General features: G+C 63.5%; 14 protein-coding genes. 8 read left to right on the top strand and 6 right to left on the bottom strand.

Going from position 1 to position 14020, the window contains the following annotated elements:
* Nucleotides 1-13 precede the first annotated feature (13 nt).
* Nucleotides 14-736 carry an aspartate/glutamate racemase family protein gene (locus AC4ELH_RS04270; RefSeq protein WP_498883304.1) on the bottom strand — a complete coding sequence of 241 codons (723 nt, stop codon included), beginning with the start codon at nucleotides 734-736 and terminating at the stop codon, nucleotides 14-16.
* Nucleotides 737-746: 10 nt separating this feature from the next.
* Nucleotides 747-2252 carry an NCS1 family nucleobase:cation symporter-1 gene (locus tag AC4ELH_RS04265; protein WP_448447436.1) on the bottom strand — a complete coding sequence of 502 codons (1506 nt, stop codon included), beginning with the start codon at nucleotides 2250-2252 and terminating at the stop codon, nucleotides 747-749.
* Nucleotides 2253-2476: 224 nt separating this feature from the next.
* On the opposite strand from AC4ELH_RS04265, the gene allB reads away from it, so the two are divergent.
* The 4 genes from allB to AC4ELH_RS04245 all read left to right on the top strand — a co-directional run bounded on the left by allB (nucleotide 2477) and on the right by AC4ELH_RS04245 (nucleotide 5306).
* The gene (gene allB / locus AC4ELH_RS04260) at nucleotides 2477-3844 is read left to right on the top strand and encodes an allantoinase AllB (protein WP_498883303.1); all 1368 of its coding nucleotides are present in this window, start codon (nucleotides 2477-2479) and stop codon (nucleotides 3842-3844) included.
* Nucleotides 3845-3903: 59 nt separating this feature from the next.
* Nucleotides 3904-4557, top strand: coding sequence for a DUF4304 domain-containing protein (locus AC4ELH_RS04255; protein WP_498883302.1), 654 nt, complete (start codon nucleotides 3904-3906; stop codon nucleotides 4555-4557).
* Nucleotides 4558-4644: 87 nt separating this feature from the next.
* On the top strand, nucleotides 4645-4884 hold the full coding sequence (locus tag AC4ELH_RS04250; protein ID WP_448447430.1) for a type II toxin-antitoxin system Phd/YefM family antitoxin: 240 nt from the start codon (nucleotides 4645-4647) through the stop codon (nucleotides 4882-4884).
* 26 nt (nucleotides 4885-4910) lie between these two features.
* Nucleotides 4911-5306 carry a type II toxin-antitoxin system VapC family toxin gene (locus AC4ELH_RS04245; RefSeq protein WP_498883301.1) on the top strand — a complete coding sequence of 132 codons (396 nt, stop codon included), beginning with the start codon at nucleotides 4911-4913 and terminating at the stop codon, nucleotides 5304-5306.
* A 45-nt stretch (nucleotides 5307-5351) separates the two neighbouring features.
* On the opposite strand, the gene AC4ELH_RS04240 is transcribed toward AC4ELH_RS04245, so the two are convergent.
* A complete protein-coding gene (locus tag AC4ELH_RS04240; protein WP_448447425.1) occupies nucleotides 5352-5903 on the bottom strand; it encodes a YaeQ family protein in 552 nt (183 codons plus the stop codon).
* A gap of 363 nt (nucleotides 5904-6266) precedes the next feature.
* Here AC4ELH_RS04240 and AC4ELH_RS04235 point away from each other — a divergent pair, with 363 nt between their 5' ends.
* Nucleotides 6267-7070 (top strand): ParA family protein, encoded by an 804-nt coding sequence (locus AC4ELH_RS04235; protein ID WP_498883300.1) that lies wholly within the window; start codon nucleotides 6267-6269, stop codon nucleotides 7068-7070.
* 234 nt (nucleotides 7071-7304) lie between these two features.
* Here the strand turns inward: AC4ELH_RS04235 and AC4ELH_RS04230 are convergent, their stop codons facing one another.
* The gene (locus tag AC4ELH_RS04230; protein ID WP_498883299.1) at nucleotides 7305-8198 is read right to left on the bottom strand and encodes an alpha/beta fold hydrolase; all 894 of its coding nucleotides are present in this window, start codon (nucleotides 8196-8198) and stop codon (nucleotides 7305-7307) included.
* A gap of 197 nt (nucleotides 8199-8395) precedes the next feature.
* On the opposite strand from AC4ELH_RS04230, the gene AC4ELH_RS04225 reads away from it, so the two are divergent.
* Both AC4ELH_RS04225 and AC4ELH_RS04220 read left to right on the top strand, forming a co-directional pair.
* Nucleotides 8396-8992, top strand: a complete 597-nt coding sequence (locus tag AC4ELH_RS04225) for a TetR/AcrR family transcriptional regulator (RefSeq protein ID WP_498883298.1) — start codon at nucleotides 8396-8398, stop codon at nucleotides 8990-8992.
* 658 nt (nucleotides 8993-9650) lie between these two features.
* Nucleotides 9651-9986, top strand: coding sequence for a hypothetical protein (locus tag AC4ELH_RS04220; RefSeq protein ID WP_237165858.1), 336 nt, complete (start codon nucleotides 9651-9653; stop codon nucleotides 9984-9986).
* A 168-nt stretch (nucleotides 9987-10154) separates the two neighbouring features.
* Here AC4ELH_RS04220 and AC4ELH_RS04215 read toward each other — a convergent pair whose 3' ends face one another.
* Entirely contained in the window at nucleotides 10155-10985 is an 831-nt protein-coding gene (locus AC4ELH_RS04215) for a phosphotransferase (protein WP_498883297.1), read from the bottom strand.
* 78 nt (nucleotides 10986-11063) lie between these two features.
* Nucleotides 11064-12080 (bottom strand): AurF N-oxygenase family protein, encoded by a 1017-nt coding sequence (locus tag AC4ELH_RS04210; RefSeq protein WP_498883296.1) that lies wholly within the window; start codon nucleotides 12078-12080, stop codon nucleotides 11064-11066.
* A gap of 509 nt (nucleotides 12081-12589) precedes the next feature.
* Between AC4ELH_RS04210 and AC4ELH_RS04205 the strand changes: the two genes are divergently transcribed.
* On the top strand, nucleotides 12590-14020 hold the full coding sequence (locus AC4ELH_RS04205; protein WP_448447399.1) for a patatin-like phospholipase family protein: 1431 nt from the start codon (nucleotides 12590-12592) through the stop codon (nucleotides 14018-14020).

Genomic DNA, 14020 nt, shown 5'->3' with positions numbered 1-14020 from the left:
GTATGTGGTTGGCCTACAACTGGATTGGCCAGCCGATGACCTTCTTCTTGCGCGGAGTCGCGTAGGTCCGCACCTTCGACGTGGACAGACCCATCCGAACCAGCCCTTCGGCGATGGTGACCGCCGAGCGGACTCCGTCGACGATCGGGACGCCGGTCGCGGCTCGCACCTTGGCTTCGAGCTCGGCCATGCCGCCGCAGCCGAGACAGATCACTTCGGCGTGGTCGTTCTCGACGGCCTCTCGCGATTGGCGGACGATCGCCTCGACCGCCCGGTCCGGATCCGACTCGAGTTCGAGCACACCGAGGCCTGATGCCCGCACCGACGCGCATCGCGCGTCGAGTCCCGCGAGCTTGAGCCGGTCTTCGATCAGCGGGACGGTGCGGTCGAGCGTGGTGACGACCGCGTACTTGTGTCCCAGATACATCGCCGTCGACGCGGCTGCCTCGGTGATGTCGACCACCGGGACGTCGAGCAACTCCTGCAGACCTTCCCGACCGTGCTCGCCGTAGCCGGCCTGAATCACTGCGTCGAACGGCTCGGGGTACGACGTGATCGCGTCCATGACCGCGATGGCCGCGAGATAGCTCTCGAAGTTCCCTTCACACGAGTCCGCACCGAAACGCGGTGTGATGCCAACGATCTCGGTACCCGGCGACGCGACACCGCGTGCCGACTCGGCGATCGCATCGGTCATAGAGACCGTCGTGTTGACGTTGGCGATGAGGATTCTCATGGGGCCCTGTCTAGTGCGTGCTCGCCACGGCGATGGGATCGCCGGAGATGTCGTGGAACGGACCTCGGCGGTCTGCGACCACCAGATACACGATCGCACCGAGTCCTGCGCCGATGAACCAGGAGAACTCCGAGACAACTCTGAACGCCGGAACGAACGCGAGCAGGAGTGCCACTACCGCCGTGATGACGAGGGCGATCACCGCACGCACGTTGATGCCCTTCGCGTAGTGGTATTCACCGAGCGCATCGGTCGAGAACAGGGCGGGAACGTTGATCTTGGAACGACGCACCAGCCAGTAGTCGGCCATGATGATGCCGAACAACGGCCCGAGGATGGCGCCGAGGCCGCCGAGGAAGTAATTGATCACGGCGGGGGAGTTGTACAGGTTCCAGGGCAGGATCACCAGGCCGATGACCGCCGAGATCAGTGCTGCGCGACGGAAGTTGAGGTGCTTCGGGAACAGGTTGTTGAGCGCATAGATCGGGGCGACGAAGTTCGCCATCAGGTTCACCGCGATGGTCAGGATCAGCAGCGCGAGCCCCGCGAGCACCAGCAGCAGGGTATTCGGCACTTCCTTGACGATGTCGGCAGGCGATTCGATGATGCGTCCGTCGATGCGGAACTGAGCGCCGGCCAGGGTGACGACGATGCTGCCGAACACCAGCATGTTCAGGGGGATGCCCCAGAAGTTGCCTTTCACGATGGCCCGCTTCGACGTCGCGTTACGGGTGAAGTCGCAGAAGTTGAGGACGAACGTACCGTAGATCGCAACCCACAGGCTGGCGCCGCCCACGATCTTCAGCCACATGTCGACGCCGGTCAGCGAGTCGGGCGTGGTCCACGCGATGGCCCAGTCGGCGCTGTTGAGCATCCAGATCGCGAGTGTGACCATCGTGATCAGAATGACCGGACCGGCGACCGCCTCGTACTTGCGGATCATCTCCATGCCGTAGCTGACGATGACCACCTGGATGACCCACAACCCGACGAACGAGATCCATCCGAGCGTCGACAGCCCCAGGAAGCTGTTCGAGTCGAGGGTCGCCGCCGACGGAGCGAGTGCCACGATCAAGATGCGCAGCACCACCGACGCGAGGTACGTCTGGATGCCGAACCAGGCGATCGCGACCGCGCCGCGGACGACGGCGGGGATCTGCGCGCCGCGGATGCCGAACGAGATGCGGCTCATCACCGGGAACGGGACTCCGGTCTTTTCTCCCATGAACCCGGAGAGGCTGAGCAGGAGGAAGAGGAACGCGCCGCCGAGTCCGAGGACCAGCAGGATCTGCCACCCACCCAGGCCGAGCGCGAACAGGCCGATGGCGAACGAGTAGTTCCCCAGGCTGTGTACGTCGTTCGCCCACAAGGTGAAGATGTTGTACGCGCCCCATCGTCGGCCTTCGCGCTCGGTGGGCGCGAGATCGGCGTTGTACAACAACGGGCTCACGTCGGCGAACGGGGTCGCATCGGTACGACTGGAGTCGCCGATGAGCCCGGTGGACTCTGTGGTCATGGATAAGCCTGTCACGGTCAGTGCGACGACGCTCAACGTCGGCGCATGCATTCCATTATGTGGAAGTAATATTCCACGAATTTAGTAAGTAGGTCGCATCCAGGCACCCACTGTCAAGCTTTTGGCGCGATTGACTGTGTCAACGCTCACACTTAGAGTTGCCCGAAGGGTGGAGTTTCATTTCCACGATGAGGAATTATGCTGCTAGTCATGGAGAGCTGCCGATGACCACCGATGCGCCCGAGACGCTGAACCACCCTGAATTCGACCTGGTGGTCCGAGGCGAACGCACGCTGACGACGGCGGGAATCGTCGCCCGCGAGATCGGCATCCGCGACGGTCGCGTCGTCGCGATCGAGCCGCTGGGGAGTGGTCTCACCGGCGCGGAGATCGTCGAACTCACCGACGAGCAGGTCATGATCCCCGGCCTGGTCGATACGCACGTGCACGTCAACGAGCCGGGCCGCACCGAGTGGGAGGGGTTCGACTCCGCTACCCGCGCAGCGGCGGCGGGCGGTGTGACCACGCTGATCGACATGCCACTGAACTCGATCCCGCCGACGGTCAACGTCGAAGCCCTCAACGCCAAGCGTGCGGCGGCATCGGGCAAGACGCACATCGACGTCGGTTTCTGGGGCGGCGCCATTCCGGGCAACACCGACGATCTGCGCGGTCTCCACGACGAAGGCGTGTTCGGCTTCAAATGCTTCCTGCTGCACTCCGGCGTCGACGAGTTCCCGCATCTCGACGCGGATGAGATGGAGAAGGACATGGCCGTGCTGGCCGACTTCGACTCCATGATGATCGTGCACGCCGAGGACTCTCGCGCCATCGACCATGCCCCCACAGCCGAGGGGGACCGGTACGAACGCTTCCTCGCGTCGCGGCCGCGCGGCGCCGAGAATGTGGCGATCGCCGAGGTCATCGAGCGTGCTCGGTGGACCGGTGCCCGCGCGCATATCCTGCACCTGTCGTCGTCGGATGCACTGCCGATGCTCGCGACCGCAAAGCGTGACGGCGTCAAGATCTCTGTCGAGACGTGCCCGCACTACTTGACGCTTCTCGCCGAGGAGATCCCCAACGGCGCAACGGCATTCAAGTGCTGCCCGCCGATCCGTGAGGCGTCGAATCGTGAGCTGCTGTGGCAGGGCCTTCTCGACGGCACGATCGACTGCATCGTGTCTGACCACTCACCGTCGACGGTCGACCTGAAGGACGTCGAGAACGGTGACTTCGGCGTTGCCTGGGGCGGTGTCGCGTCACTGCAGCTCGGCCTGTCGCTGATCTGGACCGAGGCCAAGCGTCGCGGGATAAAGCTCACGCAGGTGCTCGAGTGGATGGCGGCCAAACCCGCCGCGCTCGCCGGACTGAACAACAAGGGCAAGATCGCGCTTGGCTACGACGCCGACTTCGCGATCTTCGAGCCCGACTCGGCGCAGGTCGTCGACGTGCACAAGCTGCACCACAAGAACCCGATCAGCCCATACGACGGACGGGCACTGGCCGGTGTGGTGAAAGGTACCTGGTTGCGCGGCAATAAGATTGACTTCAAGACCGCGCAGGGTCGGATGCTGCGCCGCGGCGGCGTGTAGCGCACTGCGCCTCGAAATTGGTGCGCGGAGGGTCTGCGCCGACGACCTAGCCTTGGGGCATGGGCGAGGGGATGGCCGTCGGATCATTGCGACGGGCTTACGAAGCGATGGTTTCCGCCGACGTCGGACCCTTCCTGCGGTCGCGTGGATTCGACGTGGCCGGCCCCACCTTCGAGCGGAAACGGGGACCGCTCTATGACGTGATCAACTTTCAGGGCGACCGGCACAACGGGACCATGTCGTGGCATGGATTCTTCGTCAACGTGGGCATCGGATCGGCTGAGATCGATGCCGCGTGCCCCGGATACGAGCGAGCGGGGCATCCGCTCAAAGGTTCACTACTGCAACATCGTTGGGAACATTTGGTACCTGATTTGCCATACGAGGTGCGGTTCGGGCATGGCACCGACATGCGGCAGTTCGCCGCAGCTCTCTGCGACGGTTTCGACCTGACTCTGGCTGAGATGGAACGGATAAGCACTACTGAGCAGTTAGTGCGATATGCAGTCGAGAACAACTTGCTCATCGAATACGACAAGACCTGCCGATACCTCGCCGCAATCGACGACATCGACACACTGACGGAATATGTCACGACGTTGCATAACTGCTTCGGGCATCAAAGCCGTTGGTCGATCTTCGACCGCAACATCAGCACGGCTGTTGGGCGCTGGGCGGAGGTACTGCGGGAGCGAGAAATTCTGGACCCGTAACCATGGCAACGCGGCCATATGACCAACGTGTCGAACGGGTTTGCAATGACCTCCGCAGGTGTGTCTCACCGGTGATACGCTTGATGCATGACCGAGGTAGTGACAGTTCGCGACCTACGCAACCACGGTGGGGAAGTGCTGCGCAGGGTGGAACGGGGTGAGCGGATCGTGGTGACGCGTGATGGCACGGCGGTGGCCGAGCTGAGCCCGCTACCGCGTCGTAGTGTCAGTCCGACTGAACTGATTCGCCGTCGCCGAAACCTGCCGCTCGTGGACGTGGAGACGTTGCGTTCAGATGTGGACAGCGTGATGGACCCAGCGTTGTGACAGGGCCGGCCGACCAGTCACGGGGCATGCTCGACACGTCCACGGTGATTCTGCTCGGCCGCCTGGCGGATCCGGACGAGCTGCCAAACGAATCCGTGATCAGTGCGGTAACCCTCGCTGAGCTGTCCGTCGGGCCGCATGTGGCGCAGACGGATGCGGAACGTAGTGCGCGGCAGCAGCACCTGCAGCAGGCAGAGGCGGATTTCGAGGTCCTTCCGTTCGACGCCGAGAGTGCGCGGGCATTTGGGGGTGTCGCTGCAGCGTTGCGTACTTCGGGCCGCAAACCCGCCGCGCGGGCCTATGACGCGCTCATTGCGGCCAGCGCCGTCGCGCATGGTGTGCCGTTGTACACGTGCAACCCAGCTGACTTTTCCGGGATACCTCAGCTGGACCTACGCGCGGTTACTCACCCGGACCATTAGAGGGTGGGCGCCAACGCCATCGACCAGCAGCTCGGGCTCAGACGCTCACTGCAATGGCTCGGGAGTGAAGGTGACGTCGACTCCGCCTACGGTCATCGTTACCTGACCTTCGATCACCATCACCTGCGCCGAGACTCGTCGATCGACAGTCTGGGCCAGATGCTGGACCGGTGCGTGCGGTATCTGCACCACCGACAGGTTCGCCAGGCCCGCCACTTTGGGTCCGACGGTTCGCCACCAGGTCGCCACGCCAGCGGCGAACGGGAACAGCAGCACCTGGTCGGCCTGACTGGCGGCCTTGCCCAACACGCGTTCGTCGGGCTGGCCGACGTTGATCCACTCCAGGATCCGGCCGGTGTAGTCGGCGAGCCGCAAGTCCGGTACGCCAGGGGTGGACAGGCCCGCCCCGAACGCCAACTCACCGTCGATGTCGCTGAGTCGGTGAGCGCGTAGCCCAAACGCCAACAACCGCACGACCATCCGCTCATCGGTCTCACTGGGATGGCGGGCCACGGTCAGCGTGTGATCGGCGTAGTAACCGTGATCCACATCGGAGACGCCAAGTTCGACTTTGAATACTGTTGCGGATAGAGCCACGTCATAGTGTGCACCCCAGGTGATGTCCTCGAGTAGTCGGGCCGCTTTGAGTGGTCAGGCCGCCGCGCAAGCAGTGCGCGTGTACTGCCACACCAACGACTTCTATGGCTCTGTGCGCGCGATGGAAGTAGGCATGGACCTGGCCAGGGGATTCTCGCCAGAAGCCGGGAGGAAATGCTCGTGTTGTGAGCACCACATAGGATCAAGGCTCCGATCAGCCCGCCGTGATGTCCGCTTGCATCGGGTGACGAAGGGATATCCGCTGTTCGAGATACAAGCTGAGAACGGGTGGTGTCCGGCAAGAGCGCGACCACGATGGGGGGAGTACGGCGAGGTGAGTCAGGCGTTGCATAGAGGCTCACAATGGTAGCTGTTTCGGTGCTGGTGCTTTCAGGTAAAGGCGGAACAGCGAAAACGCTATGGCAGATGATGCTGGCGGGAGAGGCCTCGCGTGCCGGGATCTCGACGTTGTTGGTCGACGCAGACCCAGAGCGAAACCTGTCTAACCACTTTGGAGTGTCGCAGCATTCGACCGGCTTGGGGTCAGTGCTTGAGGCTGCCGATATCAGTTTTTGGGGGAATCCCGACAAGGGCGCGAAGCGAATCGATGAGGAGATCATTGAAACTAGATGGCCCGGCATCGATTTGCTGCCTGCAGGTGCTTCCTTAGGCCGTGTTGCGGGTTTCGGCGTATCGGACACCGGATTGTTGCGGGCCATCTTTGATGAGGCCGGCATCTTTGGTCGTTATGAGGTTGTCCTAATTGACACTGGCGGCCGCACTGGCTCTCTGGAAGCCCTGGCAATGCATCTAGGTGATGTTGCGTACGCGCCGATCACTCCGACCCTTGATGCGGTACGCAAAGCCCGCGAGGCTCGTGACAGAGTTGAGCGTATCCAACGAACGCATCCACTCAGGTGGTGTGGTGTGGTTTTATCCGGTTTCGACCGTAGAAACGGCATCGACCAGTCGATCAGGGAACGGGTACAGACGGAATTTGGCGACGAGGTCCGCGCTGAGCTGCCACGTCGGGCCGTTGTCAATGAGGCCTTTCAACTCGGGAACCGACTCGGTGATTGCTCCGACCCAATCGCGACGAATCTCGCGCGAATCTTCCGAGATTTCCTGGAACGCGACCTGCTGGGTCGAAATACGAGCGACCGGTGATTCCAACGAAATGCGCTAGGGGACAACGGGATAACGAGTTCCATATGTGTATGCCGGGTGACCCTCCATATTCGATTTCGCCATATTTCACCCGGTGAAGCGATGCGCCGACTCAGGTTCGGCGCAGTTACCACGACGGCCATGGCGGACATCGTCCACGCAAACCGCAGGAACGTCATCAACAAGAATTTCAGCGACAGCTGGTGCCGGCTGCTGCACCACCAGCAATCGCGCTCATAAGGTGGGTCCACTGTCGCGGTGGCAGGTCGGCCAGTCCCTCCGCCGGAGGTGTTCGAGGACAAGGCTGCGGACGGGTTCGACGTCGGCCAAGAGACCGTGTCCCGCGCCGGGGAGAATCACCGTGTGCGCTCCGGCATGCCGTGCGGTTTCCGCTGCTGCCTCCGAATCGTGCACCTGACTCGCCCCGGCCAGTGCGACGAGGGTCGGGACCGGCAGGTGCGTCAGGCCGTCTGGCAGGCGGGGGTGAACGATCGGCGAGGCCGGGAAGTGCGCGGCTCCGTGAGCAAGCAGGTCTAGGTAGGCCTCCAGATGCGCCGGTCCGCTGCCGGGGGCGCCCGGTGTCAGCATCGCGCGAGCCTCCTCGAAAGTCGGGTGCGGGTCGCGGTTCCGGCCCAGCTCCTCGAACTCGGGGCTGAGCCCGACGAAGGCCAGGGGTGGATCGAGCAGGACCAGCCGCCGCACTCGTTCGGGATGGGCGAGCGCGAACCGGAGCGCGAGGTGCCCGCCTAGGGACTGGCCGCACAGGTCGGCGGCGGGCAGCTCGAGCAGATCGAAAGTTTCCGCCAGCCAGTCCACCAGATCGTCCATGCTGGTCAAGGCGGCGCCGGTGTGTCGGCTGCGGCCGGGTTCGCCCATGGTGTCCACGGCCCGCACGTGGTGCTCCTCGGCCAGCGAACCGACTACCGGATACCACATTCCGGACGTGCCGCTGTATCCGTGGAGCAGTACCAGCGGCGGCGCTGCGGTCGGGCCCGCGGAGGTGACCCGAGTCGTTCCGTAACGTCCCGGAAGATCTACCGTCTCGGCCGGCATAGGCCAATTGGCCATCACCGCGTCGTAGGCCGCGAAATATGCTGCCGCCAGCTCGGGTTCGGTGAATGCGGTCATCGCGCGCTCCCCAACTCGAAACGGGTGCACTCGCCGGGGAGGGCGTGCGGCGCGCCGCCAACCTCCCTCCGGCTCGCCCGGTCGCGGTCCTCAGTGAGTGGTTCGACGTTCCTTGGCTGACTGGTCATTCGCACCATACCTTTCCAAGTCAGTTGTATTATGTCAGATGTATGGTAATAACGAAAAGGGGGTGTGCGTTGCCGAAACAGGTCGACCACCGAGAACGCCGCGAAACCATCGCTCGCGCCCTGTGGCGGGTAGTGGATCAACGCGGGGTTCTGCGGCTGAGTCTGCGTGAGGTGGCGGCGGAGGCCGAGATGTCACACGGCCAACTCCAGCACTACTTCGCGAGTCGTCAGGAGTTGCTTTCTTTCGCGATGGACTTCGCTGCCGAACAGACTGCTCAGCGAGTGACGCGTGGTCTGGAGGCGCTCGGCGCGGTGCCGCATCCGCGAGACGTCCTGCGGCTGATACTCACCGAAATGCTGCCGCTGCATGACGATGCGCGCGCGACGAGCCGAATGAATGCCGCCTACGTCCTCGAAGCACTGCACGACAACACGATTCGCGATCACACGCGCGAGGGTCTACGCCAGGGACGGGAGCAGGTCAAAGTGATTATCGCGCAAGCGATTACGGATGGGGAGATCGCCCGTCATCGCGACGTGAACACCGAGACCGACCGCATCCTTGCGTTGACCGGCCTGACACCCCTTCTCGACCTGGAGGTCATCAATCCGGGGGAGGCCCTCGCCGCAATCGATCAGCATCTCCACGAACTCTTCACATCGTAGGGTTGTCGCCCGTGAAACGGCTTTCGCCTGGACGTGCGGGTCGAGATGGGGGTGATGGAATGGAGCTGTTCTACAACGATGACGGCCGCAGGGACGGCGACGTGTCGATCAGTTCCGCTCGACAGAGGCCAGGAACTTGATGGTCTCGGAGACGGATGCTGATTCATCTGATGAAAACGGCGTACTCAACCTGACATAATGTCGCTTATCGGTACATAATCAACCTGGCGATACGCAACCGCCGGCGCCGCGTACAGTCGATCTCTTCGCCTTGCCTGCGGAGTCGTTTCCGGGAGCTTCTCATGCCCAACCATCATCCGTCTCGTTCGTGGCGTGGCTGCGCGATGTGTAAACCGCACAAGCGTCGCGGCGCCGGCCGTGCCGCAAAGGATCCGGTCGCCACACGTCGACGCCTCGGATATGCACGCCGGTACTCGCGCCGGTCGATCGGTGACGACGGCCGCTGACGCCCCTGGCCACCCCTGGGCACGACTCTGCAGTTACGTCACAGTGACGATTTCTCTTCTGGTGCCCGTGTGGCAGATTCGATTGCAGCGCAGGCGCTTTCGGCCGCGCCGGATTGGAACGAAGGTTCCAGCGGCAGCCGCGAGCGCGCGGCCGGTGATAGCGTTGTCAGTGAATGCAAGGGGCTGACCAGATGGCTGTTGGAGTGAGGCGGACTCGGTGGCGAGTTGCGCCGCTGCTGGCCATGATGGCCGCCGTGGCGCTCGCCACCGGGTGCTCTGGCGACCCGGGCTGGCCGGTCGCATCGGATGATCCCGTGACAACACTTCCCGTCCCGGCCAACATGCCACCGTTCCCGTATCCGAGTGACATTCCACAGGTCCCGTTGCCCAGCGCCGTGCCTACCGTCCAGCTGCCGAGCGACATCCCGCGGGCTCAGCTGCCGGCCGATGTGCCCCAGATCGAGTTGCCGGCCGCGATTCCCCAGATCCAGTTGCCTTCTGCGATCCCTCCTATCCCCTTCCCGTAAAATCAGGGCCAGGGGCGATATTCGTCACTGTGACGTATTATGTTGTGGCGGAACGGATTTGATGAGTGGCATGGGTTAACTCCTACCCTCGGTCAACTCTTCGTACAACCCTTGCAGGGCGGTGTGGTCGTCTTCGGAGCCGATATGCGCAGCGGCGAACCACCTTGCTTACTCAGCGATTTCGGAGAGCCGCCAGTCCAGTGCGAACAGCTCTAACATCGCGGGGTCGGGCCGCAATAGGTCCTGTGCCACAGCGACCAGGTCGGCGTAGTCACGTTCGGGCGGTGCAAGAGCCAGCGACTCCCAATCGACCAGCCGGACCCCGTCGGCGGTCACGACCTGGTTGTCGTTGTGCGGCTCGCCATGCGTCGGCACCCATGTGTCGCGTCGGGAGCAGGCTGTTTCGGACAGGTTCAGGTAGCGCTCGGTCCAGCGCTGAATCGGTTCAATGTGCGCATCGAGCGCCAGCCGCGCCTTCTCTGCCAGCGGACCGCTCGTCCAGGGCTCGGCGGTACGCGTTCGCAATTCGTCGGCGAACGACGGCCCGACCTGTGGGGTCCATGGCCGCAGTGCCTCAGGTGGAACGGCGCGATGCAGCGCGTCCAGAGCCAGAACCACTTGGCGGGCGTGCTGGGGTTCGCGGGCCTGTGCCTCGGTTGGGCTGTTGCCCTGCAGCCATGGCGTCACGCTGAGCGCACTGGTCCCGACATCGACGGTGAACCGTCCGGAGCGGGCCGGCAGCGGTGCGCACACCATGCCCAAACCGGCGGCGGCAAGGGCGGCGGCCCCGGCGTAAGCAGCCTCGAGAGACGATCTGGTGTGTCGGGGTTCCAACTGGTCCAACGTCACGAACAGTGTGGTGCCGCCGCCGCTCGCCCGCCAGTGGTGCGCACCGAAACCCCATGGCAAATAACTGATGTCGGAGATCTGGGGCAGCCAGTGTACGGCGACCACATTGGCAATCGTCTCGTCACTGATGGACGCTGGGCGGGATAGCACGAGCCGAATCCTAAAAGATGTGCCTTCCGCCGTCCCTCTATCCCCGCCCAGCGAATCCGGCGGAGGGGGTTTCGTCGATCAAGCCACGCTGACCGCTTGGCGCGCGGGTTCGCTCCGGTAACGCGACGCCGGACCGTCGATTCGCAGAACCCGCCACAGGATCTTGGCGATCGGATTCATCAGGCCGGTGTCAACGGCGAGCATCCGCACGTCGCCGTAGATCTCACGGAGCATCGCCCTGGATTCAGGTGCCCGCCAGTAGATCTCCTTCTTCACCGAGCGTGGGATGTCGAACTCACGCCAAAAGGAGCGCGGCGGCTTCGCGATGAGCGTGGCCGCCAGACGGAAGCTGAGCGGATAGATGATCGACAGCCCGAATCGGTTGAGCCGCCGCATCTCCGGGATCCGCCGACGCAGGAATTCGTGGGCAAATGAGATGTGCCGGGCTTCCTCGGCGACGTGGATCGCCATCACGCGCTCCATGATGGGGTGTATCGGTTTACCCTCGCGCAGAATGGATTTCTGCATGTGGTCGATCGGCTCCTCGCCGCAGAGGACCATCATGAAGAAGAACACCGGCATCGGACTCGCGAACAGCGGAGGCAGTGAGTGCAACCATCTGAGCCACCGGGCCAAACCTGGAACATCCACGCCCGCGTGATTCACCATCTCCTGGAACATCAGGGTGTGGTTGCACTCTTCGACCGCCTCGTGCAGGCAGTACCGATATTCGGGGCTGCCGTTGGGAACCCAGAAGGTGTAATTCAGGATTCCTCGGATCAGCATGTTCTCGAATTGCAGGCCGGCTTTGGCGACATTCGCCTGACGCCACATGCCGATCGCGATCTGCTTCTCCAGCGGCTGCGCCTGATACCACGGGCTCATCCCAATTGGGTCGCTGTCCGCCGCAAGTACCCAGCGCGGGTCGTTCTCGATCACCTTGAACTCCGGCGAATCCCACGGAATGTCCAGGTAGGGGGTGAAGTTCCGGCGCACTGACCCTGCCGAGAGGGTTTCCAGCCTCGTGCAATAGCCCGCGTCGCCACGGACGTTCATCGCGTCCCGCCAGCGACTGACCGCCTTCGCAAATGCCATGACGTCATTTCTCCTAGACGGTTGATCACCGTGGCCGATTTACCGAGACTGCGAGTCCCATTCCGTATGTACATGGGACACCCTGTCTCATACGCCTGTCAAGTATGGGTCCAAGCCAAATCGGGCAGCCACGCCCCCGCTCGGTCAGAGAAGCAAATCGCCTGTTGTGGCAATGCATCTCGACATCGTTGCCCACGACATCGGAGCGGCCATGCCCCAGGCGGGCAGTCCTGGCGGCCCTGGCATCTCAAAGGGCAAGGAGTTCAAACCCGGTGACCGGGCATGCGGGCTGCTCGATCGGGGCGCCGAGACTGTGGCGGCAGTTCCTCGACCACAGGATTCCGCCCATCAGACATGTCGATTCGAGTAGTGCATTACTCACGTCGGTGCGCCGACGGCACGCGAAAATCGACATGACGACCGGCGGCCGGCGGTCCCGCTGCTCGACGACCCACGCCTCGCGCGCTCGGCGGGCCACCGGGCGCGATGTGCAACAGAGGGGGCGGGTGATGGCAAACGACGGACCCGGAATCGGGGTGGCACTGTCCGGAGGTGGGCACCGCGCCGCGTTGTTCAACCTCGGCGCGCTGCTGTATCTGATCGACGCCCGCAAGGGCCCTCAGCTGCGATCCGTGTCGTCCGTCTCGGGAGGATCGCTGACCAACGCGTACCTCGGGCATGCCGTCGACTTGTCGACTGTCGACCCCGAGACTGTGTGGGCGCACGCCCGCGCGCTCGCGACCCAGGTCGCCCGCCGCGGGACGCTATGGGCCGCTCCCGTCACCTACCTGTACCTGGGCAGCATCGGGGCGTTGCTGGCACTCGCGGCCACCGTCAGTTTCGTCGGTGCCGGCTGGTGGGTCGCCGCGGTGTGGGTGATCGTGATCGCACTGTGTGGATGGCTGGCCCAGCAGCGCAGCGTAGTGGTTGCCCGCGCCCTCGACACCACGCTCTTCCACCGCAGACCGCTGACATCGATGAACTCCGTTGTGTCACACGTCTTGTGCGCCACCGATCTCCAGATGGGCCAGGCCGTCTTCTTTTCGAGCAACTTCGTCAACTCGTGGCGCACCGGATGGGGCACACCGGGTGACCTGAGGATCGCGCGAGCGGTGCAAGCCTCAGCCGCATTACCCGGGGCCTTCAGTGTGGTGTCGCTGCCGCTGAGCCGCTTCGGTCTGCCTCAGCAGGGCGTCCCCGATCGGCAAGCGCCCCAATGCTTCAAGCTTCTCGATGGGGGCGTCTACGACAACATGGGTTCAGAGTGGTTGTTGGAACTCGATGATCGACTCAAAGGTTCTCCCCCGCCCGGCCTGCAACCGGTCGGCGAAGTCATCGTGGTCAATGCCTCCGCGGACGACGACGTGGTTTCGCGTCCATCGGTCACACTTCCGCTCATCGGCGAGGTCCGAAGCCTGCTGGCGGTCAAGGACGTGATGTACCGCCAGACGACCGCGGTGCGGCGGCGACTGCTCAACACGCGTTACCGCATCTCCCGCGACGACGACCTCGGCAACATCGGCCCCAACGCGGGCGTGTTGCAGGAGGCGTTGCGTGGCACGACGATTCAGATTAATCGCAGCCCATTCGCGATAGCCGATGCCTACAAGTCGGGGTCCGATGCGATTGCCGCTCGCGCACGGGCGGCAATCGTGACACTGGGGGAAGAGAACAGGGCATTCTGGGCAGGCGAGGCCGATCGCAATCGCCGCGTCAAGACGACGTTGTCCCGGGTCTCCCAGGCACGCGCCGAGTCGCTGATCCGGCACGGCTACATCCTGAGCATGGTCAACTGCCACGTTCTGCTCGACTATCCGCTCGTCGGAATTCCGACCGACGAGAAGACTCGTCAGTTGGTCACGCCAGACCCGTTGCGGCGCCGTCGTATCGACAGCCCCGAATCACCGCCGCATCTTCAACCAACGGTTCCACCGCAGTAG

The sequence above is a fragment of the Mycobacterium shunyiense genome, assembly GCF_058270075.1.
Note: the sequence above shows the minus strand (reverse complement) of the source record. Positions and strands in the feature narration are given on the sequence as shown.

Bases quoted from the DNA above. Each gene is read 5' to 3' on its own strand.
- AC4ELH_RS04230 (WP_498883299.1), bottom strand. From the start codon at position 8,198: ATGACCGCATTCACCGAACCCGAGCTGGCGGCAGCATATTTCGCGGCC.
- AC4ELH_RS04255 (WP_498883302.1), top strand. From the start codon at position 3,904: ATGGGCGAGGGGATGGCCGTCGGATCATTGCGACGGGCTTACGAAGCG.
- AC4ELH_RS04270 (WP_498883304.1), bottom strand. From the start codon at position 736: ATGAGAATCCTCATCGCCAACGTCAACACGACGGTCTCTATGACCGAT.
- AC4ELH_RS04220 (WP_237165858.1), top strand. From the start codon at position 9,651: ATGGCTGTTGGAGTGAGGCGGACTCGGTGGCGAGTTGCGCCGCTGCTG.
- AC4ELH_RS04265 (WP_448447436.1), bottom strand. From the start codon at position 2,252: ATGACCACAGAGTCCACCGGGCTCATCGGCGACTCCAGTCGTACCGAT.
- AC4ELH_RS04245 (WP_498883301.1), top strand. From the start codon at position 4,911: ATGCTCGACACGTCCACGGTGATTCTGCTCGGCCGCCTGGCGGATCCG.
- AC4ELH_RS04235 (WP_498883300.1), top strand. From the start codon at position 6,267: ATGGTAGCTGTTTCGGTGCTGGTGCTTTCAGGTAAAGGCGGAACAGCG.
- AC4ELH_RS04250 (WP_448447430.1), top strand. From the start codon at position 4,645: ATGACCGAGGTAGTGACAGTTCGCGACCTACGCAACCACGGTGGGGAA.
- allB (WP_498883303.1), top strand. From the start codon at position 2,477: ATGACCACCGATGCGCCCGAGACGCTGAACCACCCTGAATTCGACCTG.
- AC4ELH_RS04210 (WP_498883296.1), bottom strand. From the start codon at position 12,080: ATGGCATTTGCGAAGGCGGTCAGTCGCTGGCGGGACGCGATGAACGTC.
- AC4ELH_RS04205 (WP_448447399.1), top strand. From the start codon at position 12,590: ATGGCAAACGACGGACCCGGAATCGGGGTGGCACTGTCCGGAGGTGGG.